Source organism: Burkholderia sp. 572 (genome assembly GCF_040545135.1).
In the GTDB taxonomy this organism is placed as follows: Bacteria; Pseudomonadota; Gammaproteobacteria; order Burkholderiales; family Burkholderiaceae; genus Burkholderia; species Burkholderia cepacia.
The window spans coordinates 61667-80930 of the sequence record NZ_JBEPLH010000019.1 but is presented as its reverse complement, the minus strand read 5'-3'; the positions used below and the strand labels follow the sequence as shown (position 1 = coordinate 80930).

24 protein-coding genes are annotated in these 19264 nt (G+C 70.2%); 5 read left to right on the top strand and 19 right to left on the bottom strand.

The annotated features are described in order from the left end of the window. Nucleotides 1-208: 208 nt before the first annotated feature. Both ABIC51_RS30190 and ABIC51_RS30185 read left to right on the top strand, forming a co-directional pair. Complete coding sequence (locus ABIC51_RS30190) at nucleotides 209-565, top strand: DUF3175 domain-containing protein (RefSeq protein WP_021161217.1); 357 nt, start codon at nucleotides 209-211, stop codon at nucleotides 563-565. A gap of 42 nt (nucleotides 566-607) precedes the next feature. Then, nucleotides 608-1927: a cation:proton antiporter domain-containing protein gene (locus tag ABIC51_RS30185; protein ID WP_027792531.1), complete on the top strand. Its 1320-nt coding sequence runs from the start codon at nucleotides 608-610 to the stop codon at nucleotides 1925-1927. 5 nt (nucleotides 1928-1932) lie between these two features. Here the strand turns inward: ABIC51_RS30185 and ligD are convergent, their stop codons facing one another. The 12 genes from ligD to ABIC51_RS30125 form a co-directional block, all read right to left on the bottom strand. Beyond that, nucleotides 1933-4737 (bottom strand): DNA ligase D, encoded by a 2805-nt coding sequence (gene ligD, locus ABIC51_RS30180; RefSeq protein WP_354006753.1) that lies wholly within the window; start codon nucleotides 4735-4737, stop codon nucleotides 1933-1935. A 24-nt stretch (nucleotides 4738-4761) separates the two neighbouring features. Continuing rightward, nucleotides 4762-5796, bottom strand: a complete 1035-nt coding sequence (gene ku, locus ABIC51_RS30175; protein WP_226160871.1) for a non-homologous end joining protein Ku — start codon at nucleotides 5794-5796, stop codon at nucleotides 4762-4764. A gap of 37 nt (nucleotides 5797-5833) precedes the next feature. Further along, nucleotides 5834-6337, bottom strand: coding sequence for a DUF421 domain-containing protein (locus tag ABIC51_RS30170; RefSeq protein ID WP_354006752.1), 504 nt, complete (start codon nucleotides 6335-6337; stop codon nucleotides 5834-5836). A 12-nt stretch (nucleotides 6338-6349) separates the two neighbouring features. Then, complete coding sequence (locus tag ABIC51_RS30165; RefSeq protein WP_057056495.1) at nucleotides 6350-6556, bottom strand: hypothetical protein; 207 nt, start codon at nucleotides 6554-6556, stop codon at nucleotides 6350-6352. A gap of 140 nt (nucleotides 6557-6696) precedes the next feature. After that, nucleotides 6697-7083, bottom strand: coding sequence for a DUF3022 domain-containing protein (locus ABIC51_RS30160; protein ID WP_060194496.1), 387 nt, complete (start codon nucleotides 7081-7083; stop codon nucleotides 6697-6699). Then, nucleotides 7080-7241: a DUF1328 family protein gene (locus ABIC51_RS30155; protein WP_027792525.1), complete on the bottom strand. Its 162-nt coding sequence runs from the start codon at nucleotides 7239-7241 to the stop codon at nucleotides 7080-7082. The genes ABIC51_RS30160 and ABIC51_RS30155 overlap by 4 nt, the downstream gene beginning before the upstream one ends. Before the next feature lie 46 nt (nucleotides 7242-7287). Further along, nucleotides 7288-7476 (bottom strand): DUF3008 family protein, encoded by a 189-nt coding sequence (locus ABIC51_RS30150; protein WP_027792524.1) that lies wholly within the window; start codon nucleotides 7474-7476, stop codon nucleotides 7288-7290. Between the two features lie 92 nt (nucleotides 7477-7568). Continuing rightward, a complete protein-coding gene (gene rpoN, locus ABIC51_RS30145; protein ID WP_354006751.1) occupies nucleotides 7569-9002 on the bottom strand; it encodes an RNA polymerase factor sigma-54 in 1434 nt (477 codons plus the stop codon). 250 nt (nucleotides 9003-9252) lie between these two features. Next, nucleotides 9253-9567 (bottom strand): hypothetical protein, encoded by a 315-nt coding sequence (locus tag ABIC51_RS30140; RefSeq protein ID WP_301763146.1) that lies wholly within the window; start codon nucleotides 9565-9567, stop codon nucleotides 9253-9255. A 25-nt stretch (nucleotides 9568-9592) separates the two neighbouring features. Continuing rightward, nucleotides 9593-9904, bottom strand: a complete 312-nt coding sequence (locus tag ABIC51_RS30135) for a hypothetical protein (protein WP_021161228.1) — start codon at nucleotides 9902-9904, stop codon at nucleotides 9593-9595. Then, the gene (locus ABIC51_RS30130; protein ID WP_425127144.1) at nucleotides 9901-10143 is read right to left on the bottom strand and encodes a hypothetical protein; all 243 of its coding nucleotides are present in this window, start codon (nucleotides 10141-10143) and stop codon (nucleotides 9901-9903) included. The genes ABIC51_RS30135 and ABIC51_RS30130 overlap by 4 nt, the downstream gene beginning before the upstream one ends. A gap of 189 nt (nucleotides 10144-10332) precedes the next feature. Then, nucleotides 10333-10638, bottom strand: coding sequence for a hypothetical protein (locus tag ABIC51_RS30125; protein WP_146254335.1), 306 nt, complete (start codon nucleotides 10636-10638; stop codon nucleotides 10333-10335). 149 nt (nucleotides 10639-10787) lie between these two features. Here ABIC51_RS30125 and ABIC51_RS30120 point away from each other — a divergent pair, with 149 nt between their 5' ends. The 3 genes from ABIC51_RS30120 to ABIC51_RS30110 all read left to right on the top strand — a co-directional run bounded on the left by ABIC51_RS30120 (nucleotide 10788) and on the right by ABIC51_RS30110 (nucleotide 12137). Next, nucleotides 10788-11045 (top strand): hypothetical protein, encoded by a 258-nt coding sequence (locus ABIC51_RS30120; protein ID WP_027792519.1) that lies wholly within the window; start codon nucleotides 10788-10790, stop codon nucleotides 11043-11045. 89 nt (nucleotides 11046-11134) lie between these two features. After that, entirely contained in the window at nucleotides 11135-11566 is a 432-nt protein-coding gene (locus ABIC51_RS30115; protein ID WP_027792518.1) for a CBS domain-containing protein, read from the top strand. A gap of 88 nt (nucleotides 11567-11654) precedes the next feature. After that, nucleotides 11655-12137 (top strand): PRC-barrel domain-containing protein, encoded by a 483-nt coding sequence (locus ABIC51_RS30110; RefSeq protein WP_059693369.1) that lies wholly within the window; start codon nucleotides 11655-11657, stop codon nucleotides 12135-12137. Between the two features lie 320 nt (nucleotides 12138-12457). Here the strand turns inward: ABIC51_RS30110 and ABIC51_RS30105 are convergent, their stop codons facing one another. The 7 genes from ABIC51_RS30105 to ABIC51_RS30075 form a co-directional block, all read right to left on the bottom strand. Then, the gene (locus tag ABIC51_RS30105; RefSeq protein WP_060173594.1) at nucleotides 12458-13066 is read right to left on the bottom strand and encodes a DUF892 family protein; all 609 of its coding nucleotides are present in this window, start codon (nucleotides 13064-13066) and stop codon (nucleotides 12458-12460) included. Nucleotides 13067-13122: 56 nt separating this feature from the next. Beyond that, the gene (locus ABIC51_RS30100) at nucleotides 13123-13728 is read right to left on the bottom strand and encodes a DUF4142 domain-containing protein (RefSeq protein ID WP_354006750.1); all 606 of its coding nucleotides are present in this window, start codon (nucleotides 13726-13728) and stop codon (nucleotides 13123-13125) included. Between the two features lie 173 nt (nucleotides 13729-13901). After that, nucleotides 13902-14468, bottom strand: a complete 567-nt coding sequence (locus tag ABIC51_RS30095; protein WP_124918685.1) for a hypothetical protein — start codon at nucleotides 14466-14468, stop codon at nucleotides 13902-13904. A 61-nt stretch (nucleotides 14469-14529) separates the two neighbouring features. Continuing rightward, nucleotides 14530-14829, bottom strand: coding sequence for a DUF2795 domain-containing protein (locus ABIC51_RS30090; protein WP_027792513.1), 300 nt, complete (start codon nucleotides 14827-14829; stop codon nucleotides 14530-14532). A 34-nt stretch (nucleotides 14830-14863) separates the two neighbouring features. Beyond that, nucleotides 14864-15892 (bottom strand): SDR family oxidoreductase, encoded by a 1029-nt coding sequence (locus ABIC51_RS30085; protein WP_175862198.1) that lies wholly within the window; start codon nucleotides 15890-15892, stop codon nucleotides 14864-14866. A 24-nt stretch (nucleotides 15893-15916) separates the two neighbouring features. Then, nucleotides 15917-16336, bottom strand: coding sequence for a BON domain-containing protein (locus ABIC51_RS30080; RefSeq protein WP_175862197.1), 420 nt, complete (start codon nucleotides 16334-16336; stop codon nucleotides 15917-15919). 535 nt (nucleotides 16337-16871) lie between these two features. Next, nucleotides 16872-19181 (bottom strand): hybrid sensor histidine kinase/response regulator, encoded by a 2310-nt coding sequence (locus ABIC51_RS30075; protein ID WP_354006749.1) that lies wholly within the window; start codon nucleotides 19179-19181, stop codon nucleotides 16872-16874. Between the last annotated feature and the right edge of the window lie 83 nt (nucleotides 19182-19264).

The window sequence follows — 19264 nt, the reverse complement described above, 5'->3', positions numbered from 1 at the left end:
CCGCGCGACCGGCTTCGGATCGGTTGCCGGCTTCATGGTGTGTGCTCCGTGGTGATGACGCGGTAACGGAAATGCCTGCTCGTGCCGTCCGGCAACGCCGTTCCAGCAATGCCCATGCCGACGTCCGCACCTGCCCGCGGCGCGGCACGCGGATTGCGTCGCCCGTCTCCGTACGACCATCCCTCGACCCCACACGGAGCCCCGTCACATGCCTTCCGCTTCTGCTTCCCACGCACACGGCAAGCGCCTCACGCGCCGTCCCGGCCGCGCCCGCAGCGCCGATCCGGCACACCGCAAGCGCTGGTCGGGCGAAGTCACGCAACGCAGCGATGCGCTCGACATCGAGCCCGACATCTTCAAGTCCGACGATCCGGCGGCGATCGCCGCGTCGCTGAAGCGTTCGGCCGAACACAGCCGCCGCCGCAAGGCGTCGCCGTTCCAGTCGGCGATGTCGATGCTGAACTTCTACGTGAACCGCGCGGGCCGCAACCTGCCGAAAACGCGCCGCACGACGCTCGAACGCGCGAAACGCAAACTGCGCGAGGCATTCGGCCGCAAGCCCTGACGGGTTGCGCGTTCGCCTTCCCCGCCTGCCGCGAACCCGCGCATGCACGAGACGCTCTGGTACCTGATCATCGGCGCGGTGCTGCTGGGCATGGGCGTCGCGACGTCGGCGCTGCGCCACCTGCCGTGCAGCACCGCGATGATCTATCTCGTGCTCGGCGTGGCGCTCGGCCCGGCCGGCGCCGGCCTGCTGCAGCTCGACCTCGAACGCGACGCGCCGTTGCTGCGTGAAATCGTCGAAATCGCGCTGCTCGTGTCGCTGTTCGCGATCGGGCTGCGGCTGCGCGTGCCGCTGACCGACCGGCTGTGGCTCGTGCCGTGCCGCCTCGGCTTGCTCGCGATGATCGTCACCGTGCCGCTGCTCGCCGCGTGCGCGGTACTCGCGCTCGGGCTCGGCTGGGGCCCGGCGCTGCTGCTCGCGGCGATCCTCGCGCCGACCGACCCCGTGCTCGCGCACGACGTGCAGGTGCACGACCCGGGCGATCGCGATCTCGTGCGCTTCGCGCTGTCCGGCGAAGGCGGGTTGAACGACGGCATCGCCTTGCCGTTCGCGCTCGCGGGGCTCGCACTGTGCGGCACGCGCGACGCGACCTACGGGCTCGCGCCGCTGTCCGGCGCGTTCGCGCTCGTCGCGCTGTGGGGCATCGCGGGCGCGGCCGCGATCGGCGGCGCCCTCGGCTGGGCGACGACGAAACTGATCGGCTGGCTGCGCACGCGGCACGCGCAGGCGCTCGGCCTCGAAGGCTTCTTCGCGCTCGCGCTGATCGTGCTGTCGTTCGGCGCCGCGCAGCTCGCGCACACGTTCGGCTTCGTCGCAACGTTCGCGGCCGGTGTCGCGATGCGCCGCGTCGAGCACCGTGCGAGTGGCGACCGCAGGCCGCGTGAAGTGATCGGCCAGATCGATTCGGAAGACGTCGTCGCCACCGAGAAGCATCCGGAGAAGGCGCATGCGTTCATGGCCGAATCGGTGCTCGGCTTCACGATCGAACTCGAACGGATCGCGGAAGCCGTCGTGATGACGATGGTCGGCAGCGTGCTCGCGACGCTGCCGGGCCCGCTGCTCACGTGGGGGGCGGCCGCGCTGGCCGCCGTGCTGTTCGTCGTCGTACGGCCGCTCGCGGTGCTGGTCACGCTCGCCGGTTCGCGTGCGACGCAGGCGCAGCGTCGGCTGATGGCCTGGTTCGGCATTCGCGGGATCGGCTCGTTCTACTACCTGCTGTTCGCGATCGAGCACGCGCCGTCCGGCGCGGTGCGCTCGCTGGCGGCACCGGTGCTGGTCGTCGTATCGGCGTCGGTGATCGCGCACGGGATCTCCGCGACGCCGCTGATGAACTGGTATCACCGGCTGCAGCACCGGCGCTGACGGGTTCACGTTTGCGCCCCGAGCCGCGCACGCATCGACGCCGTGATGCGCTGGCGCGTGTGCGCATAGCCTTCCCACGGGTCGCGTTTCAGCGCGTCGAGCCGTTCGCGGAGCGTGTCGATCGTCCATTGCGCGCCGCCCGTCGTAGCGGGCACCTCGTCCCATTCGAGCGGCACCGACACGCCCATGCCGGGCCGCGCACGTGGCGAGTACGCGGCGATCGTGCTCGCGCCGCGGCCGTTGCGCAGGTAGTCGACGAAGATCCTGCCGCGCCGGTGGCGCGGCCCCATCGTCGCGGTGAAGCGCTCGGGCAGCGTAGCGGCGAGGTGCTGCGCGACCGCGCGGGAGAAGTCCTTCACGTCGTCCCAGCCCGCATGCCGCGTGAGCGGCACGACGACATGCAGCCCCTTGCCGCCGCTCGTCTTGCAGAACGACACGAGCCCCAGTTCGTCGAGCAGCCCGCGCACGATCTGCGCGGCGTCGATCATCGCGCGCCACGGCAGCGCCGGATCGGGATCGAGGTCGAACACGATCCGGTCGGGCCGCTCGATGTTCGACGCGTGCGCGTTCCACGTGTGCAGCTCGATCGTGCCCATCTGCGCGGCGCCGAGCAGCGCGTCGACGCTGTCGATCGACAGCAGCGGGCCGTGGCCGGGATCAAGCCCCTCGTGCTGCCTGACGAACGGGATTTCCCGGCGTTCCGCATGCTTCTGGAAGAACAGTTCGCCGGCGATGTCGCCCGGCGCGCGCACGAGCGACACGGGCCGGCCTTTCAGGTCGGGGAGCAACCACGGCGCGACCCATGACCAGTAATGCGCGAGGTCGATCTTGCGCGTGCCGCTGCGCGGGTCGAGCACGCGATCGGGATGCGTGATGCGCACGCGGCCGACGTGATCGACGCCGGGTTCGCCGTGCGCGTGGCCGGCGGACGCATGCGTTCGCGCGCGCGGCCGGCGGTTGTGCCCGGTATCGGTATGCGGTGCATGCGGGTGGTTGTCATGCGGGTTGCCATGCGCTGCATGGGGTTCGTCCATCGTCGTCTCCGATTCGGTATGGCGCGGCACCTCGCGAACGATCTGCCGCGCCGGCTTGTCTTCGCGCAGCGCGATGAACGACGCCTGCCGCACGATCCCGTCGCCCGTCCATTCCGCGAATTCGCATTCGGCGACGAGCGTCGGCTCGACCCAGTGCACGCGCGTGCGCGACCGTTCGCGCGGCGGCGGGTCGAACGGCGTCGTGTCGCGCTCGTGCTTGCGCAGCATTGCCGCGAGCCGGTCGAGCAGGCGCGTGTCGAACCCGGTGCCGACGCGACCGACATAGCGCAACGGCGGCGTGCCGCGTGACCGCTTGCCGCCCGCGTCCGACGCATGGACGCCGAGCAGCAGCGCGCCGAACCCGTGCCGGCTGCCCGCCGGCTCGGTGTAGCCGCCGATCACGAACTCCTGCCGCCGCCGGCATTTCAGCTTGATCCAGGCGGGCGAGCGGCCGCCGCGATAACGCGACTCCGCGCGCTTGCCGATCAACCCTTCGAGCCCCGTGTCGCACGCGTGCGCGATCAGCGGCACGACGTCGTCGCCGAGGTCGGGTGAAAAACGCAGCCGGGCCGGGTCGCTGCCGGCGAGCAGCGGCTCGAGCAGCGCGCGACGCGCGGCGAGCGGCACGTCGCGCAGGTCGTATCCGTCGAGAAACGGCAGGTCGAACACGAACAGCGTCACCGCGTCCGAGCGGCCCGCGCCGAGCGCGTTCTGCAGCGCCTGGAAATCGGGCAGGCCGTTCTCGCCGAGCACGACGGCTTCGCCGTCGAGCCATGCGTTGTCGACCTCGAGCGCGGCGAGCGCATCGCGCTGCGCACGCAGCTTCGCGGTCCAGTCGCGGCCTTCGCGCGTCATCAGCGTGACGTGCCGCCGCGCGCCGCGACCGGCGATCCGCGCGAGGATCCGGTAACCGTCGAACTTCACTTCGTAGCGCCAGTCGCCGTGCGCGGGCGGCGCATCGACCAGCGTCGCGAGTTGCGGCGCGATGCGCTCGGGCAACGCCGCGCGCACGGCGCCGTCCACGTGCGACAGGTCGGCCGACGGCCTGCTCGCGTCGTCGTGCGGAGCATCACTCATGTCTGGCGCATTGCCGTGGCCGCGCCGCGCGGCACGCGCAGGGGGCGGCTTGTCGCCGTTCCCCTTCGTGCGCGCGGCCTGCGTGTGCCCGTCATGCACGCTGCCCGGCCGCTGCGCGACGACATCGAACGCCGCCGCATCGCGCGCGTCGTCGTCGCGTTCCTTGATCAGGAGCCATTGCTCCTGGCGCCCCTGCTGCCGCCCGCTGCGCACCAGCGCCCAGCCGCCGTGCAGCTTCGCGCCGTCGAGCCGGAACGTCAGCTTGCCGGCACGATAGCCCGCACGTGCCTGCGCGACGCCGCCGTCGGGCGTCCACGTTCCTTCGTCCCACACGACGACCGAGCCCGCACCGTAATGTCCGGCCGGAATCTCGCCTTCGAACGACGCGTATTCGAGCGGATGGTCCTCGACGTGCACGGCCAGCCGTTTCACCGCCGGATCGACGCTCGGCCCTTTCGGCACGGCCCACGATTTCAGCGTGCCGTCGAGTTCGAGACGGAAGTCGTAGTGCAGCCGCCTCGCGTGGTGCTCCTGGATCACGAAGCGCAACGGCCGGGCCGTGCGCGCGGACGTTGCCGCCTTCCGCGACTGCCGCGCGTCAGCGTCGGCGGGCGCGCGATGCCGTCCGTGCGCGCCCTCGGGTTCCGGCGTCGCATCGAAGCGGCGTTTGCGGCGATAGGGGTCGAGTTTCGCGGCCATCGCGTCGTTCTCCGTCGCGCGCGGTCACGCGGCGTGCTTGCGGCGCGCGGCGATCTTCTTCGCCGGATGCGCCACGGCCGTGCCGTGCTTCGCGGCCGCGCGTTTTGCGGGCGCCTTGGCGGTGCCCTTTTCGGCACCCTTCGCGGCCCCTTTCGTCGGTGCTTTCGCCGGTGCTTTCGCAGCCGGTTTGCGCCGCGCACCGGCGGCACGCGACGATGCCGGCGCCCCGGCATCCGCCTCGTCGTCCGCTTCGGCTGCCCGCGCACCGCCGCCCTTCAGGCTGTGCTTCAGCAACTCGGTCAGGTCGACCACGTTGGACGCCGCGCGCCCCGTCTGCGCGGGCCTGTCCTCGATCTCCTCGATCCGGCCCGCGCGCACCTTGCGTTCGACCAGGTCGAGGATGTCGTCGCGAAACGTGTCGTGATACTCGTCGGGTGTCCACGAACCCGACATGTCGTCGATCAGCTTCTTCGCCATCGCGAGTTCGCGCGCACTGACGCCCGCGCGCTTCGCATCGCCGGCCGGCACCGACAGTTCGTCGAGCGGGCGCAGTTCTTCCTGCCAGCGCAGCGTATCGAGCGCGAGCAGCGGCCCGACCGGAATCAGCGCGCCGAGATGCTGACGGTCGCGCATCACGACGTGCGCGATGCCGATCTTGCCGCTGTCCTTCAGCGCATCGCGCAGCAGCGCGTAGACCTTTTCGCCCTTGCGGTCCGGCACGAGGTAGTACGGCGTGTCGAGATACAGGAACGACACGGCGCCTTCGTCGACGAACGTGACGATATCGACCGTCTGCGTCGATTCGGGGTTCGCCGCGCGGATCTCGTCGTCGGTCAGCACGACATAGCGCTCCTTCTCGTACTCGTAGCCGCGCACGATGTCCTCGCGCGTGACTTCCCGGCCGGTGCGCTTGTTGATCTGCCGATAGCCGACCGGGTCCATCGAGCGCCTGTCGAGCAGGCGGAACGACGGCTTCACCGTACGCGTGGCCGGGAACAGCTGCACGGGCACGTGAACGAGCCCGAAGCTGATCGCGCCTTTCCAGATCATCCGTGCCATCGATGCCCTCCTTGCGGCGTGTGTGGTCCGGCGAAAGTCACGGCCTGCGGCAGCGGCTGCGCCGCACGATGCTGACGTGGCCGTTGCGCTCCAGGATCGCCGCATCGACGTCGGACAGGTCGGTCGCGCCGAGCGCCTGCCGCACGCTTTCGCGGATGTCGGTCGGCGTGAGCAGCGCGGCACGCATCTGCGCGTCGTCGAAGCGGCCGTTGCGATACACCTCGCGCTCGACGCCCACCGGCAGCCGCTCGAGCCGGCGCGAGCGCACGCAGGCCCAGCCGATCGCGCGATGCAGCAGCGCGATCGCGAACGACGCCGCGACGGTCGCCACGAACGGCGACGCACCGACCACCGAGCGGCTCAGGATCGCGCCGAGCAGGATCCCGACCACGTAGTCGAACGGCGAACGCTGGCCGAACGCGCGCCGCCCGGCGACGCGGATCAGCACGAGCGCGACCAGGGATACGACGATCGCACGCAGCGCCATCTGCCCGGGGCCGAGCATCCGGCCCTGTCCGAACAGCGCGACGACGATGTCCATGATCGCGCGGCGCTAGGCCGGCAGCGCGGCGGCGTGAAGCGCGTCGCGCATCTGTTCGACGGGCGCCGGGCGCGCGCCGGGCGTTGCGATCCGCGTGACCGGGCGGGTACACGGCGCTTCGTGGTCGGGCCGCGAGCGGTGTTCGCCGAGCTGGTGCGACTTCGCGTGGTCGGTCGACTGCGCGGATGCGGTGTTGCCGGCGGATGGGGAACGGGTCATCGACAGATCCTCGTGGCATTCGGATGAGCAGCCGGACGGGCAGCCGCCACGCAAACCGCCGCGCCGCGGCGCGGGCATGCGGACGGCAGCGAAAACCGGTACGACGGGCCGCGATCGCGCCCGCGATGCCGGCCGTGAAATCAGGGCGCGGCCAGCGCCGCGTCGAATTCGGCGCGCGTCACGTCGAGCGTCACGCTGCATTCGATCGCGGCATCCTCGACGCGCGGCTTGCGCTCGTCCACCGCGCGCCGCGCGCGGTCGCACAACTGCGTGCGCACGCGCAGCCGGTCGGCCGCGTCGAGCAAAACGTAGCGATCGACGACGTCGGGATCGAACCGCAGGTCGACCGCGCAACGCCATTCGCGCGCGTCCTCGTCGGACGGCACGCGCACCCACGACACCTGGATCGTCAGGCCGCCGGATGCGTCGTCCGCGTGCACGACGATGGTCGACTGCGACGGAAAGCCGATCGCGAGCGCATGTTCGAGTTCGGCCACGCGCTGCGACCGGTCGGGCGCGGCACTCATCGTCGCACGACGCCCAGCAGCAGCGTGACCAGGAAGATCACGACGAAGATGTAGAACAGGATCTTCGCGATCTCGGCCGCGCCGGCCGCAATCCCGCCGAAGCCGAACACGGCGGCGACGATCGCGATGATGAAGAAGATGATGGCGTATCGAAGCATGGAACCCTCCTGGATGACAGCGGTCGTCACCAAACGTCGTCGTCGGTCACGCATCGTGCTTGTGTTTCGGTTTGCCGCGTACGGGCGTGGAAGCCATTTTCTCGAGCTCTTTCTCGCTCATCGACTCGGCCATCGACTTCGCCGGCGGTTTGAGGTCCTTCATCTTCGTTTCACCGCGCTTCGCCGACAGCGCCGCGCCTGCGGCACGCTGCTGCGCCTGGGATTTTGCTGGCATGGTTGCACTCCTGTCGTGGATGGATGCGCGGGCCGACACGACGGGCGGCGCCGCGCGCGGTCGAAGATCGGTTCGGCGGGCAAGCCGTCACGTCACGCGGCATCGCGACGCCGCAGGTCGGCCGCCGGAATCTTCATCGCCTGCCGATACTTCGTCACCGTACGACGCGCAAGAAGAATGCCGCGGCCCGCGAGGTTCTCCGTGAGCGCGACGTCGGACAGCGGATCGGTATGCCGCTCGGCCGCGATCATGTCGCGGATCAGCACCTTCGCCGCCGACGCCGAGCACACGCCCTTTCCGGCCGCCTCGAGCTTGCGCGGGAAGAAATGCTTGAACTCGAACGTGCCGTGCGGCGTGGCCATGTACTTGTTGCCCGTCGCGCGCGACACGGTCGATTCGTGCAGGTCGAGCTCTTCGGCGATGTCGCGCAGCACGAGCGGCTTCATCGCGATCTCGCCGTAACGAAAGAAATCGCGTTGCCGCGCGACGATGCATTCGCCCACGCGCTGGATGGTGTCGAAGCGCTTCTGCACGTTGCGGATCAGCCAGCGCGCTTCCTGAAGCTGCTGGCCGAGCGGCGAATCGCGCTCGCCGCTCGACTGCGCGAACAGCGTCGCGTAGCGCTCGTGCAGGCGCGCGCGCGGCAGCACGGCCGGGTTGATCGTCACGATCCATTCGTCGCGGACCTGGCGCACGATCACGTCGGGCACCACGTAGTCGCCGCGCGTGCTGCCGTAATGACTGCCGGGGCGCGGGTCGAGCCCGCGCACCAGCGCGCAGGCGGCGTGCATCGTCTGCGGGTTGCAGCCGAGACGCCGCTGGATCTCCGCCGTCTCGCGGCGGGCGAGCCGTTCGAGATGCTCGCGCGCGAGCGCCTTCGCTTCCGCGAGCGCCGGCGTGCCGGCCGGAATCGCGTCGAGCTGCAGCACGAGACATTCGGACAGCGAACGCGCCGCGATCCCCGGGCGGTCGAGCATCTGCACGAGGCGCAGCGCGATCGCGAGATCCTGCTCCGACAGCAGCAGCGCCGGATCGGCCGCGGCCCGCAGCTCGGCCAGCTCCTGGCGCAGGTAGCCGTCGTCGTCGAGCGCGTCGATCACGATGCGCGCGGCTTCGCGATCGTGCCTGTTCAACGGATACAGCCTGAGCGCATCGTGCAGCTGCTGATGCAGCGACGGTTCGGCGGCGATCCATTCGCCCGGCGACAGGCCGTCTGCATCGTCGCCCTGGCGGTTCGTGCCGCGCGGCGCGGGCGCCGCCGTCAGCGGCACCTCACCGTCGGGCGGCCGGACATCCTCGGGCTCGGGCGCCGCTTCGGGCGCGGCCGCTTCCGCCGGCTGCTCCGGCGCGCCGTCGGCGGCTTCCTCGTCACCCGGGCCGTCTTCGAGAAACGGGTTCATGTCGAGCGCCTGCCGCAATTCCTGTTGAAATTCGAGCGAGGACAACTGCAGCAGCCGCAGCGACTGCTGAAGCCTCGGCGTAAGTGCCAGATGCTGTCGCATCTGCAACGCAAGCGAGACGGGCATCGAAAGCCTCCTGATTATTCGGTTCGCGTTAGGTCGTCTGCACGACTTACGCAGCTTTCGTGCCAATTCGGCGAAGCGCGTCGCCTCGCAGTTCTCGCGGGTTCGCACCCCGCTTCGACGCTGGCCGGGGCCGCTTTTTTACAAGCCCGCGGCAAGTTTTGGGGCACGCCATTCGCTCGTCCGGAAGGGCATCCGGATGTGCCCCCCGAACGCCGCCACCTGCCGTACGTGATGCGTGGAAAACGCTCGATCAGTACTGCATCGGCGGCGGCGTGCCCGGCAACGGCCGGTCGCCCTGCGCACCGTTCGGCCCCGGCGGCGGGACGTCGGCCGGTTCGCCGCCGGCCGCGCCCTGCGGCATCATGTTGCCCGGCGACGGACGCGTGTCGTAGCGCGTATTCGCGTCCGGCATCGTCGTGGTCGACTGCGCGCCGCGGCCATCCGGCGGTGCGGGCGGCGCCCCGTGCGCACCGTAGGGGCCGTTCGTCGGTTGCGTGCAGGCGGCCAGCGCGCACGCGGCGGCGAACACTAGGGCGCCCGCGCGTATCGTCTGGATCGTGTTCATCGAATACCTCCGTCGAATCGATGGCTCAGAGCCGGTTGAAATGGAAATCGCCGGCATAGGCGGTCGGCGTGCGGCGCGCCATCATCGTGTCGAATTCGGCCGCGACACGCGCGAGCGTGCCGCGCTGCCGATCGATGCCGGCGCGCTCGAGCGCGGCGAATGCGTCGGCGTCGAAGGACACCGACAGCGACGCCGGATGGCCGTCGACGCGAAAGCCGATATGCAATGCACCGGCCGGCCGCTCCTCGATGTGGAACGGCATCGCGCGCGCTTCGAAATGGCGGCCGAGCGTCTCGGCGATCTCGCGCAGCACGCCGGGTTTCACGCGGACGCTCATCGCCGCGCCTGCGCATGCAGTCGCCCTGTCCCGCCGACCGGCGGCGCATGCACGGGCGGCTGCCGCGACGGCGGTTCGCGCTCGGGCGGCGCGGTCCCGGGCGGGTCGCCCGCCGGTTGCCGGTGCGGTTCGGGCACGTCGGGCGGCAAGTCGTCGGGATCGGGGTCGTCGGGATCCGGCTCGAGGTCGGGGAACGGCGGGATGGGCCGCTGCAGCCATTGGGCGGGATCGTGTTTCATCGGCATTCCATCGGGGCGGGTTCGGATCGGCATCGTGTGCGGCGGTCGTGACTGGATACGGAAGTCCCGCAATGCGCATGCCGTCCGGTCGCGACGCCCGCATGCGGGCGCCGGCGCGAACACGCGCGGCCCCATGCGACGCGTCGTGCCTTCGCTACACCGTTCGCTGCAAATCTTTCAAGCACGTCGTTATGCGTCGTACGCGGCCATCACGAGCCACAGCTCGTGGCCGTTGTCCTTCACGCACGCCGCGAGCGCATACGAATCGGACGGCTCGCACGCGCGCTGCAGCGCGAAACGCGCCGGTTCGGTCGAACCGAACGTCTCGTCGCCCAACGGCCGCACGTCGGCCTTGCCCTCGAACATCCGGCGCTCGGGCCGGTAGATCAGCGGTTCGTGTTTCCATTCGTTGAAATGGCTCTTCACCGAATCGAATCCGCCGCCGCATACGTTGATCTCATAACGCACGCCTGGTCGTCGTTTCGGAATCGTCATCGTGCCTCCGCTCGAAATGCGCACGGCAGGCACCGGTCGGGCCGCGCGTCGTCATCGCAGTCGATACGGCAAGTCGTGTGCCGCGTCCGCGAGCCGGGCACGGCCGTTGCGGCAATCCCGGCTCCTCGTCACCGATACGGAGCCTCGCGATGAAGGATTCGACCCGGCCCGGCCACGACGCGCCGGCCCACGAGCGGCATCCCGACCCGACGCCGCCGCTGAAGCACCAGGACCGCACGCGCACGCGCCATTCGGAACGCCATATCGACAAGCAGCTCGAGGACACGTTTCCGGCAAGCGACCCGCCGGCGACCGGCGGCGTCACGCGGATCGAGCCGGACACGCCGCCCGGCACGCACGACGAAGGGCCGTGGCGGAGCCCGCGCGAACGCGACGACGGCGCGTGACGTACCCGAGCGACCCGCGCGTGCCGAAAGGCACGCGGCTTGCGGAACCCGCCGACGAATTCGCCATCCCCACCTGCAAGGAGGAAGTCATGCATCGCGTCAACGAAATCATGTCGCAGGACGTCGTGCGCATCGCGCCGACCGACTCGATCCGTCATGCCGCGCAACTGATGGAGCGCTACGACATCGGCGCGCTGCCCGTATGCGACAACAACCGGCTGATCGGGATGGTGACGGACCGCGATCTCGCGGTGCGCGCGATCTCGGCCGGCAAGCCGCCGGAAACGCGGGTCCACGAAGTCGCATCGGGCCCGATCGAATGGTGCTTCGACGACGATTCGCTCGACGAGATCCAGCACTACATGGCGGACGCGCAGTTGCGCCGCCTGCCCGTCGTCGATCACGACAAACGGCTGGTCGGCATGCTGTCGCTCGCGGACATCGCGACGCGCTCGGCCGGCCCGGCGCGCGACGACGTCGCGAACACGCTTGAAGGCGTGTCGCAACCGAAGCAGACGTGACGGCGCGATCCTTGCGCCGCACGATACCCGCGCGACCCGCAGGGCCCGCCCCGGGCACCGTCGCGCCCCACGCAGCCTGGAGGAAACCATGCACACTTCCGATCAAGGTCAGACCCGCATCATCGGCAAGGGCGCCGCAACGGCGGCCGGCCCCGGCCCCGACGTGATGGCGGCCGATACGCTGGAAGGCGACAAGGTCTATACGACCGACGGCGACGACGTCGGCAAGATCAAGGACATCATGCTCGACGTGCGCTCAGGCCGCGTCGCCTACGCGGTGCTGTCGAGCGGCGGCATCCTCGGCATCGGCGACAAGCTGCACGCCATTCCGTGGAGCGCGCTCACGCTCGACACCGAACGCAAATGCTTCCTGCTGTCGGTGTCGTCCGAGCGCATCCGCAACGCGCCGGGGTTCGACAAGGACCACTGGCCGGCGATGGCCGATCCGCAATGGGCCGAGCCGCTGCACGAGTTCTACGGCAGCGCGCCGTACTGGAGCGGCGGCGACGAACTCGGGCTGACCGACCCGACCGAGGAACTGAACGATCCGCGCGCGCGCGACCGTCACTGATCGCGCGACGATGGGGCGCCGGTTCGCCGACGCCATCCGCTTTCCTTTCTACACGCCCCGCTCGCGCGGGGCGTCTTTTTTGCATGCCGGGACGGCGGAAGGTGAGGTGCGTTGTGTGCGTGATGTGCGCTACGGCACCGCGCCGATCGCGAGGGAGAACACGCGCGATGCCGGGCGGCGGCCGGATCGGCGCCGGGGTCGGGTTGCATCGCGCCGCTCCTTTCTCCTGTCGCCGGAACCGATCGCCGTGCAGCTCGCGGTGGCCATCATCGTGCGCCGCAACCGGGAGCGGCAACGCCCCGGCTGCCGCCCCGTTGCCGTCACATCATCTTGCCGCGCGAGCGCTCGGCACGCGCCGCCTCCGCCGCCGATTCGACCTTCTTCACTTCCTCCGGCGGCGGCAGCACGGCCTTGAAGCCCATCGACTCGATCCACATCTCGCGCGCCCAGCCGCGCGTGTGATACAGGTGGTGATCCTCGTCGGCCTCGACCTCGTCGTGCGCGTCCTTCAATGTCTTCGCCGCGTCGCCCGACAACTGGTCGGCCGCGTAGCCGATCAGCTCCCAGTTCAGGTGGTCCTTGGTCTCGGCGAGCACCACGCATTCCGCCGCGACGACCTGCGCGACGGCCGGATCGGCCTGCTTCCGCGCCTGCTCGATCACGTGGACCAGCGCCTTGCCGGTGGCCGCGACCGCGCTGCGTCCGGGCGACTGCGCATCGGGGTCCATGCCTAACGTCTCGAACACCTTGCGCAGCACTTCCTGGTGATGCTGTGTCTCGCGGTGGTACTTCTCCCATTCCTTGTGCAGATCGCCGTCGGTCGCGCACTGCAGCGCGGCCTCGTAGAGCTTCGCGCCGCCAAGCTCGGTTTCGTATGCCTGACAGAGCAATTCGCGGATGCCTTCGTGTTTCGGTTGCCGATGGGCCATGACTGCCTCTCCGAAAAAAACGGGCCGCACGCGGCCCGGGGTTGAACGGGCACGCGTCACCGCGCGCCCACCTTGCGTTCGAGCGCCTGCGCCATGCTCAGGTGATGCCTGAGCGTCGGCAGCGTGGCGCTCGCGAATTCGCGCAGCTGCGGGTCCCTGCCGTCGCGCGCCTCGCCTTCGAACAGCGCGACGGCCTTGCGATGCGCGTCGGGGCCGACCGCCGCGACATACGCGACGTCGAAGTCGCGGCCGTTCTTGCCGCGCAGCGCCTCGACGTCGGGGTCCGAAATCCGTTCGACCTGCGGCTTCATGCCCTTGCGCGCGGCGAGCTCGGTGAGCCGCGCGTTCGCCTTGCCGTGGTCGTTCACCATCTGCTTCGCGAAGCCGCGCACGTCGGGCGACTGTGCCTGCTTCAGCGCGAGCTGGCTGGCCTGCACCTCGGCCTTGCCGGCGATCGCGGCCTTGTCGATGAATTCCGCGTCGCCGCCTTGCGGCGCCTTCGCGATCCGCGCGTCGCCCGCGCCCGACGACGGATCGATCACGCCGCCCGGCACATGCGAATTCGATGCGGGCGGCCCGCTCGGCGCCTGCGCGCCGGCGAGCCCCGATACGGCGAGCACGCCTGCGGCGAGCGCCGCGATCGTCCAGTTCGGATGTTTCATCTGCCTTCTCCTTGCACTTGCGTGGAAGCGGCCGCCGATGCCCACCGACGGCCACCGATCGCCTTCAGCCGCCGACGATCGAGCCGCCGTTCGGGTGCAGCGTCTGCCCCGTCATGTCGCTCGCGCCGTCCGCCACGGGCGCGGCCTCGCCGGCGAGCCTGCCGCTGCCCATGTCACCGGCCGCGTCGTCGTGCGGCTTCGTCCGGCCGGCGCACCGGATCGAAATCGCGCCACTTGCCGTCCTGCCAGTCGCCGTCGACGCGCTCGATCGACTTCGCGCCCGTCGCGCGCAGCACGTCTTCCGCCGTGTTGGCCGTCTCAGGCGTCACATGCGCGGCGAGGATCACGCCCGTCTCGCTTCGTGCAAGCGTGCCCTTGCCTTCGTCCTGCTCGCCGCGCATCCGGCCGAGCGCACCGCCCAGCGCGCCGAGGTACGCGCCGGCCAGTGCGCCCGCCGCCGGCACGAACCAGTAGCGCACGCCCACCGCATAGACGGCCACCCCGACGACGGCGCCGATCAGCAACCCGCGCATCGCGCCGACCATCGCGCCGCGCCCGCCCGGTTTCGCCGCCGTGTCGGCGTAGACGTCGCCGCCGATCGGAAAGCGCGCGTGCTGGCCGCCCGGGTTCAGGAAGAAAATCGACACGTCGTCCGTGCCAAACGCGCGCTCGTAAAGGCTGCGCGCCCCGCTCTCGGCTTCATCGAACGTCGTGAAGCGGCCTGCGACGATCATCGCCATGCTCGTGCTCCTTGTCGCGGTACGCCGCGCGCGAGCGCGCACGGCACGATGGCGGCACGGCTCACATCAGCCGCCCGAGCTCCTTCGACACCGATGCCGGCGTGTCGTATTCGCGATCGGGAATGCGCGTGAGCATGTCGAGCACGTCGTGGGCCGCATGCGAGCGTTGCGCGCATTCGACGATGGTCGCCTTGCTCGCCGGGTAGTCCATCCCCTTCAGCGCCTTCTGCACGTCGACCGGGCCCGGCGGCTTGCCGTGGCCGGTCTGGTGCCCGCCCTTGTCGTGGTCCTGCTGCGCGCGCTCGCCTTCGTGCGCGCGGGCACGGCTGAGTTCGTGGCCCGTGTGTTGTCGGGATGTCATCGAAACCTCCTTGATCGAGTGAACGGAAACGGCATCACGCGGACCCGCGGCGCGCACGCGCGAGCGCGGCGAACACGAGCGCCGCCGCGCCGAGCGCGACCGCGCCGGCCATCTTCGGCCGCTGCACCACCGTGTTGTATGCGCAGCTGCGCAGCACGGGGCCGTCCATCCCTTCGCGCTCGTGCAGCGCATGACGCGAGTCGTACAGCGCGTTGTCGTCGCGCGGGCGCGCGGGCCGCACCGTGCGCTGGCCGCGCGAGAACAACGTGGCCGCGACGCGATCGAACAGGCGCGGCGCGTGGTACGCGCTCGCCGACGTGAATTTCGCGGCACCGCCGACGAACAGCGTGCGGCGCGGATGGGCGGCCGCGAACAGGATCGCGTCGGCCACGAGGTCGGGGTCGTAGATCGGCGGCGGCAGCCTCGGCTCGACGTTCATGTAGTTCTTCGCGTGCATCACGAACATCGTGTCGATCGCGGCCGGCTTGATCAGCGTGACCGACACCGGCAGGTGGTCCGATTCCATCTCGAGCCGCAGCGAATCGGTGAAACCCTTCACCGCGTGCTTCGACGCGACGTACGCGCTTTGCAGCGGCACCGGCGCATCGGATGCCTCGCTGCCCATGTTGACGATCGCGCCACCGTGGAAATCGCGCTTGCGGCGGAAGTGGTCCGCCGCGACGAGCGAGCCGTGCACGACGCCCCAGTAGTTGGTCTCGAACAGGCGACGCTGGTCCTCGAGCGGCACCGCGGCCGCCGTGCCGAAGATCGACACGCCCGCGTTGTTGACCCAGGTGTCGAAGCCGCCGTAGGTGTCCGCCGCCTTCGCGGCCGCACGCTGCAGGTCCTCGAGGTTCGCGACGTCGCCGGCGACCGGCACCGCGAGGCCGCCGTGCTGCCTGATTTCCTCGCACAACGTATTCAGCGCGCCCTCGTTGCGCGCGAACAGCACGAGCTTCGCGCCGCGCCGTGCGGCCTTGCGCGCGGTGACGAGGCCGATGCCGCTCGTCGCGCCGGTGATCACGATCGTCTGCTCGCCGACCGGTTTGAGCATGCAGTTCATGACGGAACTCCTGTTGCGGCAACGTTACTTGGCCCGGATGGTCAGCTGGTCGCGCACGTCCTGCACGCCGTCCACCTGCTTCACGACGCCGACGGCCTGCGTGCGCTGCTGTTCGTCGGGCACGCTGCCGGTGAGCATCACGATGCCGTGCCGCGTCTTCACGTGGATGTCGCCGGACGACAGGCCGCTCGTGCCGACGAGCTCGGCCTTCACCTTGGTCGTGATCGTCGCGTCGCGGATCTTCCTGCCGGCCGTCGAATGCGACGACGTGGATGACGTCGACGATGTGGACGACGACGCGGCGCTGTCGTCGCCGGCGGCGAACACGTTCGGCACGGCCGTGACGCAGGCGGTCGCCGCGACGATCGCGATCGCCATGCCGACACGCTTCGCGCGATGGCGGCGGATGTGCAGGGAGCGGGCTTGCAGCTGGAATACCTTCATCGTGACCTCCTTTCGTCGAGCCGGCACGGCCGGCGGGCGGACATCACGGGCGCAAACCGCGTGCCGCGGCCGCGCCGCCCGGTGCTGGCGGCAATCGCCGGCCGGACGCGCTTTCATCCAATGCGTTGTAATTTTTTCGGCATGACGGCCGGCGGTTCCCCCCCGGCAGCGGTGCGGGTATGCCGCTTGCCGACAGGCAGTCACGGCGGCCCGTTTGCGCGGGCCGGACCTCGGGGGCATCGCCCGGCGAGGAAGCGCGTCGATCAGTGAACACGTATCGCGGTTGCGGGGAGCCGGCGGTGTGGACGCGGGCGGGCGGAGGATTCAAGTTGCGGACGTCGCGAAGCAATCTGCGAAGCGCGAGATCGACCACGATGCCGTGGCCTACTCGCGCGACGCGACGTAAATACTCAATGGAGGACTGCGAGATAAAACGCGGGTTCGTCGACGGCAGCGACATCTTTCCCGTTTCACATCCGTGCGAGAGGGTCGTGACTACCGGCGCCCTCGACGTCAAGCAACCGCGGCCCGCGCGTCAGTCGTCTCGCTTCGTCGCGTGCGCGATCTTGTGCACCAGTTCGCGCACGTCGACCGGCTTGCACAAATAGCCGTCGAATCCGGCCTCCAGCGCACGGCGCTGGTCGGCGAGGCCGGCATGCGCGGTGACCGCGAGCACGCAAACGTCGGGCGGCCCACTGTCGCCGTTCATCGCCCCGTGCCGCAACGCATCGAGCAGCCAGAAGCCGTCGCCGTCCGGCATCGCGAGATCGGACAGCACGACGGTCGGCCGCAAGTCGGCGGCGACCGCGAGCGCCTCGCGGCCCGACGACGCGATCGCGACCGACGCGCCGAACGTGGTCAGCGCGGCCGTGAGGCTCGCCCGCGTCGTCGCATCGTCGTCGACGATCAGGATCCGCTGCGCATCGAGCACGAGCGGCTCGCGCTGCCCGCCCGCCTGCGCGAGCCCCCACGCCATCGCGCCGACCGGCTGCCAGCCGGCCGGCAGCGTCACCGTGAAGGTCGTGCCGCGATTGCGGCCCGCACTCACGACGGTCACGCGGCCGCCATGCAGCTCGGCAATATGCCGCACGATCGACAGGCCGAGACCGAGGCCGCGTCGCGACGACGCAGGCGAATCGTCCGCGCGGCGAAACATGTCGAAGACGTACGGCAGGAACTCCTGCGCGACACCCTGCCCCGTATCGGTCACGGTCAGGATCACCCGCGCGTTGTCGCGCGCGAGCCCGACCGTCACGTTGCCGCCGTCCGGCGTGAACTTCAGCGCGTTCGAGATGAGGTTCGACAACATCTGCCGCAATCGCTCGGCGTCACCCGACACGATGCACGACGAGGTCTCGCAATCGAATTCGAGCTCGATGCCGGCCAATGACGCGGCCGTCTGGAACGCGCCGACCGAATCGGAGAACAGCCGCACGATGTCGACCGGCGTCGCGTCGAGGCGCAGCTTGCCGGTCGCGAGCGACGACGCATCGAGAATGTCGCCGACCATCCGCGTGAGCGAACGCGCGCTGCGGTCGATGGCATCGATCGCCTGGTTCTGCAGCGCCTGGTCGCCGGAATTGCGCAGCACCTCGACCCAGCCATAGATCACGTTCAGCGGCGTGCGCAACTCGTGCGATACCGTCGCCAGCAGCTCGTCCTTCAGCCGGTTCGACGTATCGGCCTGGTCGCGTGCGTCGCGCGCCCCCCGCAGCGAGCGCTGCGCGCGGAGGTCGCGCCGGCGCTGCGCACCGGTTTCGCGCAGCGTCAGCGACAGCGCGACGCATTCGCGTGCCTCGCCGCGTACCGGGCACGCCGACACGGTCGCGCGAAAACGCCGGCCGTCGCGCCGCACGCACAGCAGTTCGAGCGGCCCGACCGGGTCGCGCATCGCTTCGAAGGATTCGGCCAGCGGATTGCGCCGCAACCAGCGCATGGCGATCAGCGAGTCGAACATGCGGCCGCGCGCGTCGGCCTCGTCGTAACCGAAGATTCGCTGCGCGGCCGGATTCCAGCTGGCAATGCGGCCGTTCGCGTCGATGCCGACGATTGCGTCGGGCAAAGCGTCGACCACCGCGCGTTGCAAGCGCGACGCGTCGACGCGTGCGCGATCCGCGCCGGCATCGCGCAGCAGCAGCACCGCGCCGTCGAGGTTGCCGTCCGGATCGCCGAGCGGCGCGGCAACCTCGACGATCGGCACCGGATCGCCGGTGCCGTCACGCTGCAGCCAGTGCCGGTCGGACACCGCGTCCGCGCCATCGAGCGCGCGATCGAGCGGCGTCGTCTGCACGCGGCGGCCGTCACGATCGACGATCCGCAGCACGTCGCGCACCGGCCGCCCCGCCGCGTCGCCAGGCCGGCAGCCGGCGAGTTCGGCCGCCGCCGCGTTGATATAGGTCAGCCGCCCTTTCGTGTCGACCGCGATCACGCCGTGCGGCAGCGCGCTCAGCACGGCTTCGAGCTGCCGGCGTAAAGCCGCCTCGTGTCGGCGCGCGCGATCGTTCGTGATCCGTGTCTGTCGCAACATCGACGCGATCGCGCAAACGAGCGCACCGATCAGGATGAAGGTGCCGAGCTGCACGAGCCGCTCGGGCAGCGGCGCCGGATAGGCAGCCGGATCGGACAGGAACAGGGTCCACACGAGCAGCCCGCTGACGACGGTCGACACGATCCCGAACAGGAACGACGTCGCCCACGCGGCGCCTGCGAGCAGCGGGTAGTACATCACGAACGGCAGGTTCACGCCGCCGAAGCGGATCGCGAGCACCTGCAGCACGGTCGCGATCGCGACCAGCATCGCGGCCGTCGCGTAGTTTCCGGCCTGCCGCCGGGGAAGATCGATCATCGGACACGCTCCTGCGGGGCCGGCCGACGGCCGCGACCCCGGACACCGCCGACCGGCACGACGCGCGACGGCCGGCCGGAACC